Raw genomic sequence first — 16903 nt, forward strand, 5'->3', positions numbered from 1 at the left:
GGCCTGCGCTCAGGCCGCCGTCGCCCGCCGCTGCGCGTAGGCCACGTAGGTGGCGAAGCTGCCCGGGTTGGCCATCGCATCCGGGCTGGCCACCGCCTCGGGCGCCGCCCCCAGCAGCAGCTTGCGCACCGGCAGTTCCATCTTCTTGCCGGTGAGCGTGCGCGGGATCTCCGGGACCTGCACGATGTCGTCGGGCACGTGGCGTGGCGAGGCGTCCTTTCGGATGCGATCGCGGATGCGCGCTTTCAGTGCATCGTCGAGTTCGGCGCCGGGCTGCAGCACCACGAATAGCGGCATGAACGACGGCTTGCCCAGGTACTCCAGGTCCACGACCAGGCTGTCGCGAATCTCCGGCAGGTCCTCCACCACGCGGTAGATCTCGGCCGTGCCCATGCGGATGCCGTGGCGGTTGATGGTGGTGTCGCTGCGCCCGTAGATCACCGAACTGCCGCGCTCGGTGAAACGGATCCAGTCGCCGTGGCGCCAGAGGCCCGGGTACATCTCGAAGTAGCTCTCCCGATAGCGTTTCCCGTCCGGATCGTTCCAGAAGTACAGCGGCATCGACGGCATGGGCTGCGTGATCACGAGTTCGCCCACCTCGCCGACCACGTCGCGGCCCTGTTCGTCGAAGGCGTGGGCGTCCACGCCCAGCTCACGGCACTGGATCTCGCCCGCGTGCACCGGCAGCGTCGCGGCGCTGGAGACGAATCCGGCGGCGATGTCGGTGCCGCCGCTGATCGACGCCAGCCACAGGTCGGGCTTCACATGCCGGTAGGCCCAGCCGTAGGCGTCCTCGGGTAGCGGCGAACCGGTGGACACCAGCGCGCGCATGGCCGACAGATCCAGGTCGCGGCCAGGCTCCAGCCCATCCTTCATCGCCTGCAGCAGGAAGGCCGCACCGCAGCCGAACAGCGTGACCTTGTGTTCTGCAGCAAAGCGCCAGGCCGCGTCCGGCGTCGGGTAGCCGGGGTGCCCGTCGAACAGCACCACGGTGGCGCCCATCAGCAGGCCGCCGACCAGCAGGTTCCAGACGATCCAGCCCGGGCTGCCCAGGTAGAGCATCACGTCGCCTTCGCGCAGGTCGTGCTGGAAGGCCAGTGCCTTCAGGTGCGTGAGCACGATGGCGCCCTGGCCATGCACCATTGCCTTGGGCAGGCCGGTGGTGCCGGAGGAATAGACGATCCACAGCGGATGGTCGAAGGGCAGGCGCGTGAACTGCAGCGGCGCCGGCGTGCCGATGGCGTCCGCCCAGCGCACGGCGCCGGGCCAGGGCGGTGCGGCCTCCTCGTCCGGCGCCGGCACGTGCACCACGGCCTGCAGGCTGGGCAGCTCGCGGATCAGCTCGGCGACGATCTCGCGACGGTCGTGGCGCTTGCCGGCGTAGGTGGTGCTGCCGCCAGCGAACAGCAGCTTGGGCTCGATCTGTCGGAAGCGGTCGAGCACCACGGTGGCGCCCATGTCGGGCGCGCAGCTGGACCAGATGGTCCCGATGCTGGCGCAGGCCAGCAGCGCCACCACGGTCTCGGCACGGCTGGGCTGGTAGGAGACGACGCGGTCACCCGCCTCGATCCCCTGCGCGCGCATCCAGGCCGCCAGGGCGCCGACCTGTTCCCGCAGCTCGGCCCAGGAGACCTCGCGCGGCGGCGCGTCCTCGCGCCGCACGATCAGCGCCGGCCGAGCATCGCTGGCGCGGCGGAAGACGTGCTCCGCGTAGGACAGGCGCACGTTCGGGAACCATTGCGCGCCGGGCATCTCGCGGCGCGCCAGCACCACCGACGGGTCGCCGTCGGCCTGGATGTCGAAGTAATCCCAGACGTCGCGCCAGAAGCGGTCCAGGTCGGCCACCGACCAGCGCCACAGCGCCTCGTAGTCGTCGAATCGATCGCCGTGCCGCTGCTGCAGCCAGTGCTGGAAGTGGTGCAGCAGGCTGGCCTGCTGCTGTGCCGGCGTGGGGGTCCACATCAGCTGGCCGGGCTGCACGCTCATCGCACGGGTCTCCTGGAGGGTTCTTCTGGCGGGCCAGTATGCCCGCCCGGCGACTCGGCCCGGCGGTCGCGTCAGGCCGCCGCGGGGCGGTGCGGCGTGGCGGCGGTCTGCCCGGCGATCGGCTGGTCCAGCAACCCTGCCGGCCGCTGGTCGACCAGGCGGTCGGTGATGGCCGCAGCGGCCCACATCGCGCACAGCGTGACCCAGGAGGTCATCGTGAACACCGCCGCGCCGCTGAGTCCGGCGCCGACAGCGCAGCCCCCGGCCGTCATGCCGCCGAAGCCCATCGCGATGGCGCCGACGATGTAGCGGCGCATGCTCGGCCCGCCCTCGAAGCCCTCGAGCTTGAGCTCGCCGAACAGCGCCGCGGCCAGGAACGAACCCAGCACCACGCCGGGCATCAGGCCCATGTCGAAGTTGGCCGGCTTGTCGCTGACGAAGAGCACGCGCGTGAGCACCTCGGCCGACGGGCCGGTGAAGCTCAGCGCCTGGATCGGGTGCGGGTCGAAGCCCTGGCTGGCCACGCTGTAGGTGAACCACCAGGCCGCGGCAATGGCCAGGCCCACGCCGATGGCGCCACCAAAGCCCCAGGCCGGCACCTTCTGCCGCCGCGCCCAGACGATGGCCGCACCCAGCCAGACCAGGCCGAAGACGAAGGCCCCGCCGTGGCCGATGCCGGTGCGCTCGATGAGGTCGCGCGCCGGGCCGCCGTCCACCGTCCACCAGCCGGAGATGGTCTCGCGCAACGGGGACAGCATGCCGGTCCACGCCGACTGAGCCGCCACGGCGAAGATCAGCCCCGACATCACCGAGCGCAGGTTGCCCTGCGCCGCCAGCACCAGCAACCGGCTGGAGCAACCGCGAGCCAGGATCATGCCCATGCCGAACAGCGCGCCGCCGATGGCCGCGCCCGACAGGCTGCCGCGCGCCGCGATCTGACGTGCATCGGCCGCGTCGAACCAACCCAGCAGAGACAGCAACTGCGTGGCCGTGACCGCGGTGGCAAAGGCGAACAGCCACACCGTGAGCTTGCCGCCGTGGTGGCCACGTGCGAACTCGATCACCGCCGAGCGCAGGCAGAAGCGCGAGCGCTGGGCGAAGAAGCCGAAGGCCACACCGATCAGCAGGCCGCCGAGCCCCAGCGTCCAGGGCTCACCCAACCATTCCATGAGCGGGACGAGATTCATGTTGCCATACCTAAGAGGGTACAGCGTAGCCCGCGCGGCGTCGTCGCACCTTGATGCGCGTCAGATGCGCACCGGCACCAGGCCGTGGTCAGGGCTTGATGTAGGCCGCGCCTTCCTTCTGGAGCTTGGCCAGACGCACCACGCCCGACGGCGTGAAGCCGGCGTCCTGCACGAACTGCTCCTTCTTGAGGTTGCGGTTCTTGAGCGTGATCTCGCAGATCTCGAACTTCACGCCGCGCGCCACCAGGGCCGACACCAGCGGCGCGAACTCGCCCGCCTTCTCGTCCTTGGCGCCTTCCATCAGGAAGTCCACGCCGTTGGCATGCGTGACCACGGTGACCTTGGCCGTGGGGTCCACGTCCATGTGGTTGCGGATGTTGCGCAGGCCCTTGACGGCCTGCGCCTGCGCGTTGTCGATGTGGTAGACGACCAGGTCCTGGCCCTGGGCGGCCAGGGTGGCACCGGCCAGCAGCGCGGCGGCGATGAGCTTCTTGACCATGTCCTGTCTCCTGATGGTTTGGATGAACGCGACTATGCCAGCCCGGGGTTGCCATCCACGCCAATCAGGCGCGGCAAGTTGGGCTTGCGTGTGCTGACCGTGCCCTTGGCCTTGAGCCAGGGTTCGATCACCTCCCAGACCTGCTTGTTGCCGGCCTTGGCAGCTTCTTCCGACACCGGCGCCCAGCCGGCGACCTTGTAGGTCTTGTCGGCCTCGATGGGCTTGCCGCCCAGGCGCATGTCCTGGATGCGCTTGCCCATCTCGGCGCCGGGCTCGCACGCGTACGTCAGGCCGCCGATGCGCACCATGTCGCCGCCCTGCTGGTAGTAGGGGTCGGCGTTGAACAGGTTGTCGCAGACGTCCTCGAGCACTGTCTTGATCATCGAGCCGGGCATGTCGGTCACGGTGGCGTAGCTGTAGGTGGTGGCCACCTGGTCCATCAGCAGCTCGCGCGTGATCACGTCGCCCGGCAGCAGGCTGGTGCCCCAGCGGAATCCCGGCGAGAAGGCGATCTGCGCGTCCTGCGCCTCCATCAGCGCGTCGCAGATGAGCTGGTCCCAGCTGCCGTTGAAGTTGCCGCGGCGGTAGAGCAGGCCGTCGGTGACGGCGAGCTTTTCGCCCAGCTTGGCCTCGTAGGGCGCGCGGATCTTCGTGATCAGGCCCTGCATCGCCGCATCGGCCGGCAGCATGTCGCTGAACACCGGCAGCAGCTTGTACTGCCAGCGGGCGATCTTGCCGCCCTTGACCTCGAAGTCCATCACGCCCAGGAACTTGCCGTTGCTGCCGGCGTTGGTCACCAGCGTGGTGCCGCCGGCGTTCTTCACCGGCACGGCCACCGGCACGCCGTCGTGCGTGTGGCCGCCGAAGATGGCGTCGATGCCGCGCACGCGGCTGGCCATCTTCAGGTCCACGTCCATGCCGTTGTGGCTGACCACGACGACCAGCTGCGCGCCCTTGCTGCGCGCTTCGTCCACCACCTTCTGCATGTTCTCGTCCTGGATGCCGAAGGTCCAGTCCGCCACCATGTAGCGCGGGTTGGCGATGGGGGTGTAGGGGAAGGCCTGGCCGACGATGGCCACCGGCACGCCGCCGATCTCGCGGATCACGTAGGGCTTGAACACCGGGTCGCCAAAGTCGGCGGTCTTGACGTTCTGGGCGACGAAATCGACCTTGCCGGCGAAGTCCTTCTCGACGATCTCCTTCACGCGGTCCATGCCCAGCGTGAATTCCCAGTGGCCGGTCATCACATCCACCGTCAGCGCCTTGCAGGCGTCGACCATGTCCTGGCCGTTGGTCCACAGCGCGGTGGCGCTGCCCTGCCAGGTGTCGCCGCCGTCCAGCAGCAGCGCGCCGGGGCGGCTGGCCTTCATGCGCTTGACCAGCGTGGCCAGGTGCGCGAAGCCGCCCACCTTTCCGTAGCGGCGCGAGGCAGCCTCGAAGTCCAGGTAGGTGTAGGCATGCGCCATCGGCGTGCCGGCCGGCACCTTGGCCAGTTTCAGCAGGTGCTCGCCCACCAGGTGCGGGATCTGGCCCTTCATGTCGCCGATGCCCAGGTTCACGCTCGGTTCGCGGAAGCGGATGGGCAGCAGCTGCGCGTGGCAGTCGGTCATGTGCAGCAGCGAGACGTGCCCGGGGCCTTTGCCCAGCGGCTTGACGTCGTACATCGCCTCGCCGGCGGTGGCGGCATCGGCGTCGGCCCAGCGCCCCAGGCCCATGCCGGCCACGCTGCCGGCGGCCAAGACTTGCAGGAACTCTCGCTTGCTCAGACTCATGATAAGTAGCGGCTTATGTTTGGAAGCTGAAAAAGCCCGCCGAGGCGGGCCCTTGCAGGGTCACTGGTTGACCGGTGAGCGCGGGTCCAGCAGCAGCGACATCAGGTCGCGGATCTGGCCTTCGTTGAGGATGCCCTTGTGGCCGAACCGCGGCATGTTGGAACATGCCGTGTAGGCCTTGCTGTTGTAGAGCTTGCCCCAGGTGTACTGGACGATGGCCGCCACCTGGGGGTCGGTCACGTCCTTGACGCCGCGGATCTTCCCGTAGTTCCACAGGCTCGGGCCGATGGTGCCGTACGAGATCTCCTTGTTGTCGATCTGGTGGCAGTTGTAGCAGTTGCCGCCGTTGTCCTTGGGATCGGTGGACTTGTTGTTCCACGCCAGGCCACGGCCGTTCTGCGCCAGCTTCTCGCCGGCCTTGAAGTCGCCGAAATACTGCCCGCCGGCGGGCCATTTCACGGTGGCCAGGTTCTGCGCCTCGATCATCTTGGCCACGTCGGCCGGCGCGCCGCCGGGCACCGAGCAGGCCTTCTGGCCCAGGTCCTGGTCTAAGCGGTCCATCTTGGCGATGCCCTGGTCACGGAACGACGACTTCATCATCGCCTGAACCTGCGCGTCCAGGCTGCCGCCGGTGCCGCCGCCGCTGGCACAGCCGGCCAGCAGCAGCACCGCGGCGACCGTGCCACCGGCGATCTTCCACGTCTTCTTGCTCATGTGATGCTTCCCCCGCTCAGCGCTTGATCGCGGGCGCGATGGACTCGGCCCCCTTGGCGTTGACCCCCATGTAGGTGGCCAGCGCAAACGTCACCTCCGACGCGAAGCCGGGGTACGGGAAGCGCTGCTGGCGATAGCAGTCGTTCAGGCGCAGCTGCATGCTCCACATCTGGCCGTTGCTGACGCGGTAGGCCGGCCAGGCCGCGAAGCCGATGCCGTCACCCGGGTTCTTGGTCAGGTTGGGCAGGTCCTGCAGGCGGATCCGGGTACCGTCCTGGCCGTGGCAGGTGGCGCACGAGAAGTCGTACGGGCCACCCTGGTAGAAGAACGCGCGCTCACCCATGGCGTACATGCGGCGCTCTTCGGGGTGCCCCTGCGGCAGGTCGAAACGCATGCCGCGCGACAGCGACGCCACCCAGGTGGCCAGCGCCGTGACGTTGGCCATCTCGCCCTTGCCGAAAGCCGTCTTTCGGATCTCGGCGCCGTTGAGGCCCTGCAGCGTCTCCATGCAGGTGACCAGCCGGTCCTCGAGGTCCTGCACGCGGCCGGTGTCGGCAAAGTAGCGCGGCAGCTTCACGAAGACACCCTTGACCATGCCAGGGCCGAGGCCCAGGTCGCACTTCTCGAGCGACGCGTTCTTTGGGCCGCGCGCCTTCTTCCACAGGTCCTCGCCCTTGGCCTCGTACAGCTCGGCCGGATTGCCGTCCTCCAGCATCTTGCGGTACTCCGCGATGCCGTCAGCGGCCGATTTCCCCTGCGCGAATGCGTTGCCGGCCAGCGCCAGCACCGCCACCGCACCCCAGGCGAGTCCGTGTCTCATCGTTGCTTGTCTCCTTGGTCTTTCCAACCTGCCGGCGAACCCCCGTGCTCAGGACACGGTGGCTTCGTCGGTACGCTTTTCGCCCTTGTTGTCCACCCAGCTGATGGTGATCTTGTCGCCGGCCTTGGCGCCCTTGACGGCCATCTGCATGAACGGGTTCTTGGACACCGAGGGACCCCACTCGGCGCGCATCACGGTGGCGCCGTTGTGGGCGACGGTGACTTCCTGGATGAACCAGGCCGGGATCACCTTGCCGCTCGAGTCCTTGCGCTGGCCGGTTTCCATCTCGTGGCTCATCAGCACACGGACGGTGGCCACGTTGCCTTCGGCCTTGGCGCGGATGCGCATCGGGTCTGCCATGTCAATCTCCTGAATTCAGTGCGGAACGGGATGTACGGGATGTCGTGACTTGGGCTCGCGGAGCCCGAGGACATCAACCGCCACAGCCCCCCAGCGTGACCTTGATTTCCTTGACCGCGTAGGCCACCTTGCCGTCGGCCAGCATCGCCACCGCGTACACGTTGGACGACTGACCCATCTTGACGCGGGTGGACACGCTGGCGTCAACCTTGTCGGTGATGTCGAAGCTGGCTGCCAGCGCGCTGGGGTTCTTCTCCACCAGCAGCATCAGGCGCTTGACGCCCGGCAACGTGCTCGACGCGCCCACCGGCACCACGGCGCCGTTCTCGGCGATGTCCGGGCCGGTGATGGTGACGTCCTTGCTCTCGGCCGGCGCAGAGCCGCCCATGGCGGCCACAACCTCGGCCATGGTCTTGCCCTTGAACGCGGCCTCGTTCCACGCCGCCTGGGCAGCGGCCGGCAACAGGCCGGCGGCGGCCATCAGGCCGGCAACCTTGGCGCTGTGACCCAGCACCTCTCGACGTGTTTGCATCGTTTGCTCCTTATATAAGCAATGCCTGACTCAATGATCCGCCATCCTGACGGTGGCGGAAACCGGACATACCCTCACAGGGTACGCCGGCGGGGATTCGCGACGGGGGTCGCAGCTTACTTCGGGGCGCCGGCGGCCAACCACGCGGCGATGGTCTTGACCTCTTCGGGCGGCAGGGTTTGTGGGGGCATCGGGATCGCGCCCCACACACCCGAGCCACCGGCGACGATCTTGCCGGCCAGGTAGGCCTCGCGGTCCGCACGGTCGGCGTACTTGCGCGCGATCTCGGCGAAGCCCGGGCCCACCAGCTTGGTGTCCATGCCGTGGCAGGCGGTGCAGGTGCGCTGCGCCAGCAGCGCCGTCGGCGCGCCGCCGGCCTTGGGCGCGGCGGGCACCGGCGCGGCCGGGGCCACCGGCGCCGCTCCCGGCGGGCGCGTGGTGTCGGCGCCGAGCTGCGCACCCACCATGCGATTCTGCTCGGCCAGGTTGCCGTGGGCATTGCGCGCGAAGTCCGGCAGGAACGAGGCCACGTTGGGCTCGCCGGCGCAGTTCTTCATGCAGGCCACGCTCTTGACGTCGTTGGGCTTGCCGCCCATGCTCTTGCCCGGCCACAGGTGGTGGTCGGTGGTCATGCCGTTGCGGTTGGGCATGCGCGCCTGCACCTCCGCGATGTTGGCGTCGGACATCACGAAGTTGTCGGGCACCACGCCGGCCATGCTGAGCAGGTAGGCCGTGACGGCGTAGACCTCTTCCGTGGTCAACGACTTCGGCGCGTTCCACGGCATGGCGCGGTTGATGTAGTCCCACAGCGTCGAGACGGTGGGCACCTTCATCAGCGTGGTGCGGCCGGGGAAGGTGACGTCGTTCAGGCGCGCCACCCGGCCGGTCTTGACGTCCTCCGCCGTGGTGCCGCCGACCAGCGGCGAGAAGACCTCGTTGCTCTCGCCGAAGATGCCGTGGCAGGACGCGCACTTGCCCTCCCAGATCTCCATGCCCTTCTCGGCGGAGCCGGAGCCCTTGGGCAGGCCCTTGAAATCAGGGCGGACATCGATGTCCCAGGCCGCGATCTCCTTGGCCGTGGCCGGGCGGCCGATGCCGGGGTAGGTCTGCGCGGCGGCCGCGCCGGCCGCCACCAGCGCCACGACGGTGAACAGCGTCTTAACTGAGCTGGACATTCTTGACCTCCCCGCTCTCCTGCACCAGCCAGGTCTGGATCGAATGGTTGTGATAGATCGAGCGCGTGCCGCGCACCTTGCGCAGCTCGCCGTAGGTGGGCTGCACGTAGCCGCTCTCATCCGTCGCGCGGCTCTGGATCAGCGCCGGTTTGCCGTCCCAGACCCAGTCGATGTTGAAGCGCGTGAGGCTGCGGTCGAGCACCGGCGTCTCCAGGCGCGCGGTGCGCCAGTTGCGCCCGCCGTCGACCGAGACGTCCACCCGCTTGATCTTGCCGCGACCGCTCCACGCCAGGCCGCTGATGTTGAAGAAGCCCTTGTCCAGCAGCACCTGGCCGCCCGACGGCGTGGTGACCACGCTCTTGCACTCCTGGATGCTTGTGTACTGGCGGTGCAGGCCGCCGGGCATCAGGTCGATGTAGTGCACCGCCTCGTCCTTGGCGGCGTAGGGCTTGTCGCCCACCTCGATGCGCCGCAGGTACTTGACCCAGCTCACGCCCTGCACGCCCGGCACCACCAGGCGCAGCGGGTAGCCGTTCTCCGGGCGCAGCATCTCGCCGTTCTGGCCGTAGGCCACGAGCACCGAGCCGTCCTCCACCATCTCCATCGGGATGGTGCGCGTCATGCTGGAGCCGTCGGCGCCCTCGGCCAGGATGTAGCGGCCGCGCTTGGTGTCGACGCCGCAGAGGTCGAGGATGATCTTCAGCGGCACGCCGGTGAACTCGCTGCAGCTGATCATGCCGTGCGTGTACTGCACGGTGGGCACGGCTACGTTGCCCCACTCCATGCCGCTGTTGGCGCCGCACTCGATGAAGTGGAAGCGGCTGACGCTGGGCAGCCGCATGATCTCGTCCATCGTGAAGACCTTGGGCGACTTCACCATCTTCTCGTCCGAGCCGTTGACCATCAGCCGGTGCTTGCTGGGGTCCACGTCCCACCAGCCCTGGTGGTGGCGCTCGAAATGCAGGCCGCTGGGCGTGACGATGCCGAACAGGCTCTGCAGCGGCGCGAAGCTCACGCTGGCCTGCGCCGTCTGCGTCAGGCCCGGGCTCTGTCGGCGCTGCACGTTCGCCTCGTACTGCGACGGCTTCCCGTAGCCATCCGTGACCACCGGCTGCCCCAGCCCGGTGGTGTGCGCCGGCAGGTTCAGGATGTTGGGGTCGCCGCCCTCGGTGGGCACCGGGTTGGACTGCGCCAGGGCCGCGCCGCCGGCCGCGCCGGCCGCCGCCGTCGCAAAGGCCTTGCGGATGAAATCGCGGCGGCCGGCCTTGGCCTCGCGCCAGACGGCACCGACGCCGTCACGGTCCAGGAAGTTCTCGGGCGCCTTGCGCAGGCGGCCGGAAGGGATAATCGGATCGGACAAGGTGCCCCCTCAGCGAAGCGTTTGTCTATGCGGATATAAGCAGGTACTAATATAACTGCAGATCAACCGGCAGGTACTGGGGTTTACACGAACCCCAACGGGCCGTCGGACGTCAGCGGCCGGTCAGGCCGCAGCGCCAGACGCCGAAGCCCCTGCTCAGGGCTGGCCGACGATGGAGGCCGTGGCCACCAGTTCCTCGAACAGCGCCATCGACACCGCGCCGGAGACGGCGTAGGGGTCCAGCGTGGCCGTCTCGGAGTACTTCAGCAGCAGCGCCCGGTTCAGCCGCGCCATGTTGACCTGGCCCATCGACCAGCCGGCGAAGCGGCGTTCCCCGATCTCCTGGTAGCTCAGCAGTTCCACCTGCGTGTGCCGCGGGTCGGCCGCGATGCGGTTGTACAGGCGGTTGACCGCGCTGCGCCCGCCTTCGAGCACCTGCAGGAAGATGCCCTCGGAGAAGCACAGCACGCCGGTGATGCCGATCTCCGGGTTGCGGGTCTTGGACTGGCGCAGGATGGCCAGCAATTCGTCGGTGCCGGTGCCGTCGACGGCCCGGCTGGCGTACATCAGGCGCACGAGCATGTTCGAACCTCCGTTCAGCCCGCGGTCTTGCGGGGCAGCAGCGCAAGGAACTCGCGCCTCAGGTTGGCATCCTTCAGGAAGGCGCCACGCATCACGCTGTTGACCATGGCGCTGTCGGTGTCCTTCACGCCGCGCCAGTGCATGCAGAAGTGGTCGGCCTCCATCACGATGGCCAGGCCGTCGGGCTGCACGCGCTCCTGCAGTTCGTTGGCCAGCATCGTCACCGCCTCCTCCTGGATCTGCGGCCGGCTCATGATCCAGTCGCAGATGCGGGCGTACTTGCTCAGGCCGATCAGGTTGCTGTGCTCGTTAGGCAGCAGCCCGATCCAGACCTTGCCGAAGATCGGACACAAATGGTGGCTGCAGGCGCTGCGCACGGTGATCGGGCCGACGATCATCAGTTCGTTCAGGCGCTCGGCGTTCGGGAACTCGGTGACCGACGGCACCGGGTGGAAGCGGCCGCGGAAGACCTCTTCGACGTACATCTTGGCCACCCGCTTGGCGGTCTCGTTCGTGTTGTGGTCGCTCTCGGTGTCGATGACCAGCGATTCCAGCAACGCCTGCATCTTCTGCTGCACCTCGGCCTTGAGCTCGTCGAGCTCGCCGTCGTGCACGAAATCGGCGATGTTGTCGTTGGCGTGGAAGCGCCGGCCGGCGGACACCAGCCGGTAGCGCACACGCTCGGACACCGGCAGCGCGGCCAGTTCCTCCTCGCTGCGGAAGATCCGCGGCGGCGGCTCGGGCACCTTCTTCAGGTTGGGCTTGCTGCTCATGTCCGGCTCCATCAGGCTTTGCTCCATTCTGCCGGCAGACGCCGGACCGCGGGCGCGCAGGGGCTAGACTGCCTGCGTGCATGCCACTTCGCCCCCGCTGCAGCGCCTGCTGGACCTGACCGCCGACGCCGTGCAGGCGGTGCAGGCCGGCCGGTCGCTCAACGACCAGCTGGCCCGCGTGCCGGCCGACGCGCGCCCCGGCGTGCAGGCGCTGAGCTTCCACGTGCTGCGCTGGCTGGGCGGGGCGCAGGCGGTGCGCGCCATCTGCGTGCCCAAGACGCCGCCACCGAACGTCGATGCGCTGCTGGTCAGCGCCCTGGCCCTGCTGTGGCCCACCGGCGACGAGCCGCCCTACCCCGACCACACGCTGGTCGACCAGGCCGTGGCCAGCGCGCGCCACCGCACCCCGGCGGCCGCCGGCTTCATCAACGCCGTGCTGCGCCGTTTCGTGCGCGAGCGTGCTGCCCTCGTCGCCCAGGCCATGCACCAGCCCGAGGCCGCCTACGGGCACCCGGCGTGGTGGATCGAGCGCATCCGCCAGGACTGGCCGGCCCAGTGGCAGCCGCTGCTGCAGCAGGCCAACCGGCACCCGCCGATGACGCTGCGCGTCAATGCCCGGCGGCTCGACGCGGCGACCTACCTCGACCGCCTGGCCGCCGCCGGCATTGCCGCCCGTTCGCTGGCCGACCCGGGCGAGCCCGGCTATGGCGGCCACACCGTGATGCTGGCGCGGCCCAGCCCCGTGCAGGCCCTGCCCGGGTTCGCCGCCGGCGACGTCTCGGTGCAGGATGCGGCCGCGCAGCGCGCAGCGCCACTGCTGCTGAGCGGCACGGCGCTGCCCCAGGGTGCCCGCGTGCTCGACGCGTGTGCCGCCCCGGGCGGCAAGACGGCGCACCTGCTGGAGATGCGCCCCGACCTCGAGCTGCAGGCGCTGGACAGCGACCCGCACCGCCTGACGCGTGTGCAGGACACCCTGGCGCGTCTGCACTTGGCCGGCCCGAACGTGCGCCTGGTGGCCGACGATGCGGCCGAGACCGCGCGCTGGTGGGACGGCCGGCCGTTCGACGCCATCCTGCTCGACGCCCCGTGCACCGCCTCGGGCATCGTGCGCCGGCACCCCGACGTGCGCTGGCTGCGCCGGCCCGACGACGTGCACAACCTCGTGCGCATCCAGGCCCGGCTGCTGGACGCGCTGTGGCCGCTGCTGGCCCCCGGCGGGCGGCTGCTCTACGCCACCTGCTCGGTGTTCAAGGCCGAGGGCAGCCAGCAGATCGACGCGTTTTTGCAACGCCACGGCGCGGAGGAAGTGACACGAGACCCCACGGCGCCGGGACACCTCCTGTCCCTGGCCGACAATGGTGCAGCGCCGGAAGACGGCTTCTTCTACGCCCTGTTGCACAAGACCTGACCCCGCCATGCGCCGCCGCCACATGCTGCACGGCCTGCTGCTCGGGCCCTGGTGGCTCGGTGGGGTGGTGCCGCGCACGGCCTGGGCGCAGGCGGCGTCACTGTCGAATCTGCAGCTCAGCCGTGGCGACGGCGCCCTGCTGCTGGACTTCGCCGTGCGCCTGCAGCTGCCGCGGGCGGTGGAAGACGCGCTGCAGCGCGGCGTGCCGATGTACTTCGTGGCCTCGGCCACCGTGCGCCGCAGCCGTTGGTACTGGCGCGACGCCCGCATCGCCCGCGTTCGCCGGACCTGGCGCCTGGCCTTCCAGCCGCTGACGGCCACCTGGCGCGTCAGCCTGGGTGCCTTGTCGCAGAACCATGACACCCTGCCCGAGGCGCTGGCCTCGCTGTCGGCCAGCGCCGGCTGGCCGGTGTGCGAGCTGTCGCAGTTGGCGCCCGACGGTGATTACGTCGAGTTCGCCTACGCGCTGGACACCGAGCGCCTGCCGCGGCCGATGCAGATCGGCCTGCCCGGCGCGTCGGACTGGGTGCTGCGCGTCGAGCGTGAGCTGAAGGTGCCGGCGTCGTGACCAGCAAGTCGCTGCGCTGGACCTGGTTCGTGTCGCTGGTGGCCGTCACCGGCGTGGCGCTGGTGCTGGCCTTCGTGCTGTCGCTGGCCACGCGCGGCGGCACCTTCTACGAGAAGCACTTCGTCTGGCTCTTCTGGGTGAATGCCGCGGTGGCCGCGCTGCTGCTGCTGGTGCTCGTCTCCGCCGCGCTGCGACTGGCAGTGCGGCTGCAGCGCGGCAAGTTCGGCACCCGGCTGCTGATCAAGCTGGCGGGCATCTTCGCGCTCGTCGGGCTGCTGCCCGGCGTGCTGATCTACACCGTGTCCTACCAGTTCGTCTCGCGCAGCATCGAGGCCTGGTTCGACGTGCGCGTGGCCGGTGCGCTGGACGCCGGCCTGGGCCTGGGGCGCAGCACGCTGGAAGCGTTGAGCGCCGACGTGGCCAACAAGACCCAGCTGGCCGCCGAGCGCCTGGCCGATGCCCGCGGCAGCACCCTGCCGCTGGCGCTGGAGCGGCTGCGCGAGCAGTTGGCCGCACGCGAGGTGTCGGTGGTCAACGCCGGCGGGCAGGTGGTGGCCACCGCCGGTGGCAGCCCTGACGCCATCGCCCCGGAACGTCCGAGCGCCACGCTGCTGCGGCAGGTGCGCAGCGCCGGTGTCGGTGCGCAGATCGACGGCCTGGACGAGGAATCGCTCGCGCCCTCCGCCCTCGCCGGGCCGCGCGTGCGCGCCCTGGTGCCGTTGCCCAGCAGCGAGATCAGCCTGCGTGGCGGCGAGCAGCAGTACCTGCTGGTGACCGTGCCGCTGCCGCGTGCGCTGGCCACCAATGCGCTGGCCGTGCAGGCGGCCTACAGCGAGTACCAGCAGCGCGCGCTGGCCCGCGATGGCCTGCGGCGCATGTACATCGGCACGCTCACGCTGGCCCTGGTGCTGGCCGTCTTCGGTGCCGTGCTGCTGGCGCTGCTGCTGGGCATCCAGCTCGTCAAGCCGCTGCTACTGCTGGCCGATGGCGTGCGTCAGGTGGCCGCCGGCGACCTGACGGCCAAGCCCGTGTTCGCCAGCAACGACGAGCTCGGCGGCCTCACGCGCAGCTTCGCCGACATGACACAGCAGCTGGCCGACGCGCGCGCCCAGGTGCAGCGCGGCGTGGGTCAGCTGGAGCGCGCGCGCACCCGGCTGCAGACCATCCTGGACAACCTGACCGCCGGCGTCATCCTCTTCGACCGCGAAGGCCGCATCGACGCCGTCAACCCCGGCGCCACGCGCATCCTGCGCCTGCCGCTGTCGGCCTGGCGCGGCCAGAAGCTGGCCGAGCGGCCGGAGCTGCAGGACTTCGCCAAGCTGGTGGAGCAGCGCTTCGAGCTGCTGGTCACCAGCCCCGAGGCCGGCGAGCGCGAGCACTGGCAGGACGCCCTGGAACGCCGCGGCGGCCCGGATGCGCAGGCCGCGCTGCAGACCCTGGTGCTGCGCGGCGCCACGCTGCCCGGCGATGCCCGGCTGCTGGTTTTCGACGACATCACCGAGGTCGTCTCCGCGCAGCGCGCCCAGGCCTGGGCCGAGGTCGCCCGGCGCCTGGCCCACGAGATCAAGAACCCGCTGACGCCGATCCAGCTGTCGGCCGAGCGCCTGCAGCACAAGCTCGCGGCCAAGCTGCAAGGCGCCGACGAGGCCCTGCTGACGCGCTCGGTGGCCACCATCGTCAGCCAGGTGCAGGCCATGCAGCAGCTGGTCAACGAGTTCCGCGACTACGCCCGCCTACCGGCGGCCCGCCCGCAGCCACTGTCGCTCAATGCCCTGGTCACCGAGGTGCTGGCCCTGTACGGCGACGCCAGCGAACACGGCCGCCTGACGGTGGACCTGGCCGGGGGCCTGCCCGACATCCAGGGCGACACGACGCAGCTGCGCCAGGTCATCCACAACCTGGTGCAGAACGGTCTGGACGCCGTGGTCGACCGGCCCGACGGCCACGTGAGCGTGCACACCGCCGCCGCCCGCGGCGAGGACGGCGCCCTGCGCGCCGTGCGCCTGACCGTGCTGGACAACGGCCCCGGCTTCGCCGAACACGTGCTCAGACGCGCCTTCGAACCCTACGTCACCACCAAGGCCAAGGGCACCGGCCTGGGCCTGGCCGTGGTCAAGAAGATCGCCGACGAACACCGGGCCCGGCTGCGCGTGGCCAACGTGCACGCGGGCGACGATCCGGACGCCCCTGTGGTCGGCGCGCGGGTTTCGCTATCATTTTCCGATTTCCTGCCCGGGCCGCCTGCCGCGGAACCGGGCCCCGTGGCGGGCGATGCATCGCGCGATGCCGCCCGCCAGGCGCACTGAGACCACCACCGACGGATGGCCATCATTCTTGTAGTCGACGACGAGCTGGGCATCCGCGCCCTGCTCTCGGAGATCCTGACCGACGAGGGTCACACCGTCGAACTCGCGGAAAACGCCGCCCAGGCGCGCGCCGTGCGCGAGCGCATGAAGCCCGACCTGGTGCTGCTGGACATCTGGATGCCCGACGTCGACGGCATCACGCTGCTCAAGGAATGGGGCGCCAGCGGACTGCTGACGATGCCGGTGATCATGATGAGCGGGCACGGCACCATCGACACCGCGGTGGAGGCCACCAAGTTCGGCGCCCTGGCCTTCCTGGAAAAGCCCATCACGCTGCAGAAGCTGCTGCGCGCCGTGGAGCAGGGCCTCGCCCGGCCGGGGCAGCGCAACGGGGCGCCAGCAGCCGAACACGTGCCGGGTGGGGGTGGGCTGCCTGGCGTGCCTGGCACCATGTCGGTGTCCAGCCTGCCCGGCGGCCTGCCGCTGCCGGTGGCGCCACCGGCCGGTCCGCAGCCCCAGCAGAGCTTCGACCTCGACCGCCCGCTGCGCGAAGCCCGCGACGCCTTCGAGAAGAGCTACTTCGAGTTCCACCTGGCCAAGGAAGGCGGCAGCATGACCCGCGTGGCCGAAAAGACCGGGCTGGAGCGCACCCACCTCTACCGCAAGCTCAAGCAGTTGGGCGTGGACCTGACGCGCAACAAGCGCGGTGGGCTATAATGGCGGGCTCGGCCTGGTAGCTCAGTTGGTAGAGCAGCGGATTGAAAATCCGCGTGTCGGTGGTTCGATTCCGCCCCAGGCCACCAAGATCCAACGCCCAACCCACACCGGTTGGGCGTTTCTGTTTGGGGTGCCTTGAATCGG

At 69.6% G+C, this 16903-nt stretch carries 16 protein-coding genes and 1 tRNA gene; 5 read left to right on the forward strand and 12 right to left on the reverse strand.

The window, feature by feature from the left end; all coding sequences use genetic code 11:
• Nucleotides 1-9: 9 nt before the first annotated feature.
• From ENE75_RS07940 to folE, 12 genes are all read right to left on the reverse strand, one after another.
• On the reverse strand, nt 10-1986 hold the full coding sequence (locus ENE75_RS07940) for an acetoacetate--CoA ligase (RefSeq protein ID WP_128197583.1): 1977 nt from the start codon (nt 1984-1986) through the stop codon (nt 10-12).
• 71 nt (nt 1987-2057) lie between these two features.
• Nucleotides 2058-3173, reverse strand: coding sequence for a YeeE/YedE family protein (locus tag ENE75_RS07945; protein ID WP_128197586.1), 1116 nt, complete (start codon nt 3171-3173; stop codon nt 2058-2060).
• A gap of 88 nt (nt 3174-3261) precedes the next feature.
• On the reverse strand, nt 3262-3672 hold the full coding sequence (locus tag ENE75_RS07950; RefSeq protein ID WP_128197588.1) for a DsrE family protein: 411 nt from the start codon (nt 3670-3672) through the stop codon (nt 3262-3264).
• Between the two features lie 32 nt (nt 3673-3704).
• Entirely contained in the window at nt 3705-5444 is a 1740-nt protein-coding gene (gene soxB / locus ENE75_RS07955; RefSeq protein ID WP_128197591.1) for a thiosulfohydrolase SoxB, read from the reverse strand.
• A gap of 60 nt (nt 5445-5504) precedes the next feature.
• Entirely contained in the window at nt 5505-6158 is a 654-nt protein-coding gene (soxX, locus tag ENE75_RS07960) for a sulfur oxidation c-type cytochrome SoxX (protein ID WP_128197593.1), read from the reverse strand.
• Between the two features lie 16 nt (nt 6159-6174).
• Entirely contained in the window at nt 6175-6978 is an 804-nt protein-coding gene (gene soxA / locus ENE75_RS07965; RefSeq protein WP_128197596.1) for a sulfur oxidation c-type cytochrome SoxA, read from the reverse strand.
• A gap of 48 nt (nt 6979-7026) precedes the next feature.
• Nucleotides 7027-7338: a thiosulfate oxidation carrier complex protein SoxZ gene (soxZ, locus tag ENE75_RS07970; protein ID WP_128197598.1), complete on the reverse strand. Its 312-nt coding sequence runs from the start codon at nt 7336-7338 to the stop codon at nt 7027-7029.
• Nucleotides 7339-7411: 73 nt separating this feature from the next.
• Nucleotides 7412-7870, reverse strand: a complete 459-nt coding sequence (gene soxY / locus ENE75_RS07975; protein ID WP_128197600.1) for a thiosulfate oxidation carrier protein SoxY — start codon at nt 7868-7870, stop codon at nt 7412-7414.
• Nucleotides 7871-7986: 116 nt separating this feature from the next.
• Nucleotides 7987-9045, reverse strand: coding sequence for a c-type cytochrome (locus ENE75_RS07980; RefSeq protein WP_128197602.1), 1059 nt, complete (start codon nt 9043-9045; stop codon nt 7987-7989).
• Nucleotides 9029-10405: a sulfite dehydrogenase gene (gene soxC / locus ENE75_RS07985; protein WP_128197604.1), complete on the reverse strand. Its 1377-nt coding sequence runs from the start codon at nt 10403-10405 to the stop codon at nt 9029-9031. The genes ENE75_RS07980 and soxC overlap by 17 nt, the downstream gene beginning before the upstream one ends.
• A 156-nt stretch (nt 10406-10561) precedes the next feature.
• On the reverse strand, nt 10562-10987 hold the full coding sequence (locus ENE75_RS07990) for a BLUF domain-containing protein (RefSeq protein ID WP_128197607.1): 426 nt from the start codon (nt 10985-10987) through the stop codon (nt 10562-10564).
• A 14-nt stretch (nt 10988-11001) separates the two neighbouring features.
• Nucleotides 11002-11760: a GTP cyclohydrolase I gene (folE, locus tag ENE75_RS07995; protein WP_128197609.1), complete on the reverse strand. Its 759-nt coding sequence runs from the start codon at nt 11758-11760 to the stop codon at nt 11002-11004.
• A gap of 76 nt (nt 11761-11836) precedes the next feature.
• On the opposite strand from folE, the gene rsmB reads away from it, so the two are divergent.
• The 5 genes from rsmB (at nt 11837) to ENE75_RS08020 (ending at nt 16845) form a co-directional block, all read left to right on the forward strand.
• The gene (gene rsmB, locus ENE75_RS08000; RefSeq protein WP_128197612.1) at nt 11837-13168 is read left to right on the forward strand and encodes a 16S rRNA (cytosine(967)-C(5))-methyltransferase RsmB; all 1332 of its coding nucleotides are present in this window, start codon (nt 11837-11839) and stop codon (nt 13166-13168) included.
• A gap of 7 nt (nt 13169-13175) precedes the next feature.
• Complete coding sequence (locus tag ENE75_RS08005) at nt 13176-13736, forward strand: DUF4390 domain-containing protein (RefSeq protein ID WP_128197614.1); 561 nt, start codon at nt 13176-13178, stop codon at nt 13734-13736.
• Nucleotides 13733-16042 (forward strand): sensor histidine kinase, encoded by a 2310-nt coding sequence (locus tag ENE75_RS08010; RefSeq protein ID WP_128197616.1) that lies wholly within the window; start codon nt 13733-13735, stop codon nt 16040-16042. The genes ENE75_RS08005 and ENE75_RS08010 overlap by 4 nt, the downstream gene beginning before the upstream one ends.
• A gap of 15 nt (nt 16043-16057) precedes the next feature.
• Nucleotides 16058-16759 carry a response regulator gene (locus ENE75_RS08015; protein WP_128197619.1) on the forward strand — a complete coding sequence of 234 codons (702 nt, stop codon included), beginning with the start codon at nt 16058-16060 and terminating at the stop codon, nt 16757-16759.
• Between the two features lie 10 nt (nt 16760-16769).
• Nucleotides 16770-16845 (forward strand) — tRNA-Phe (locus ENE75_RS08020).
• Nucleotides 16846-16903: the final 58 nt, after the last annotated feature.

The sequence above is a fragment of the Rubrivivax albus genome (assembly GCF_004016515.1).
Taxonomy (GTDB): domain Bacteria; phylum Pseudomonadota; class Gammaproteobacteria; order Burkholderiales; family Burkholderiaceae_C; genus Rubrivivax; species Rubrivivax albus.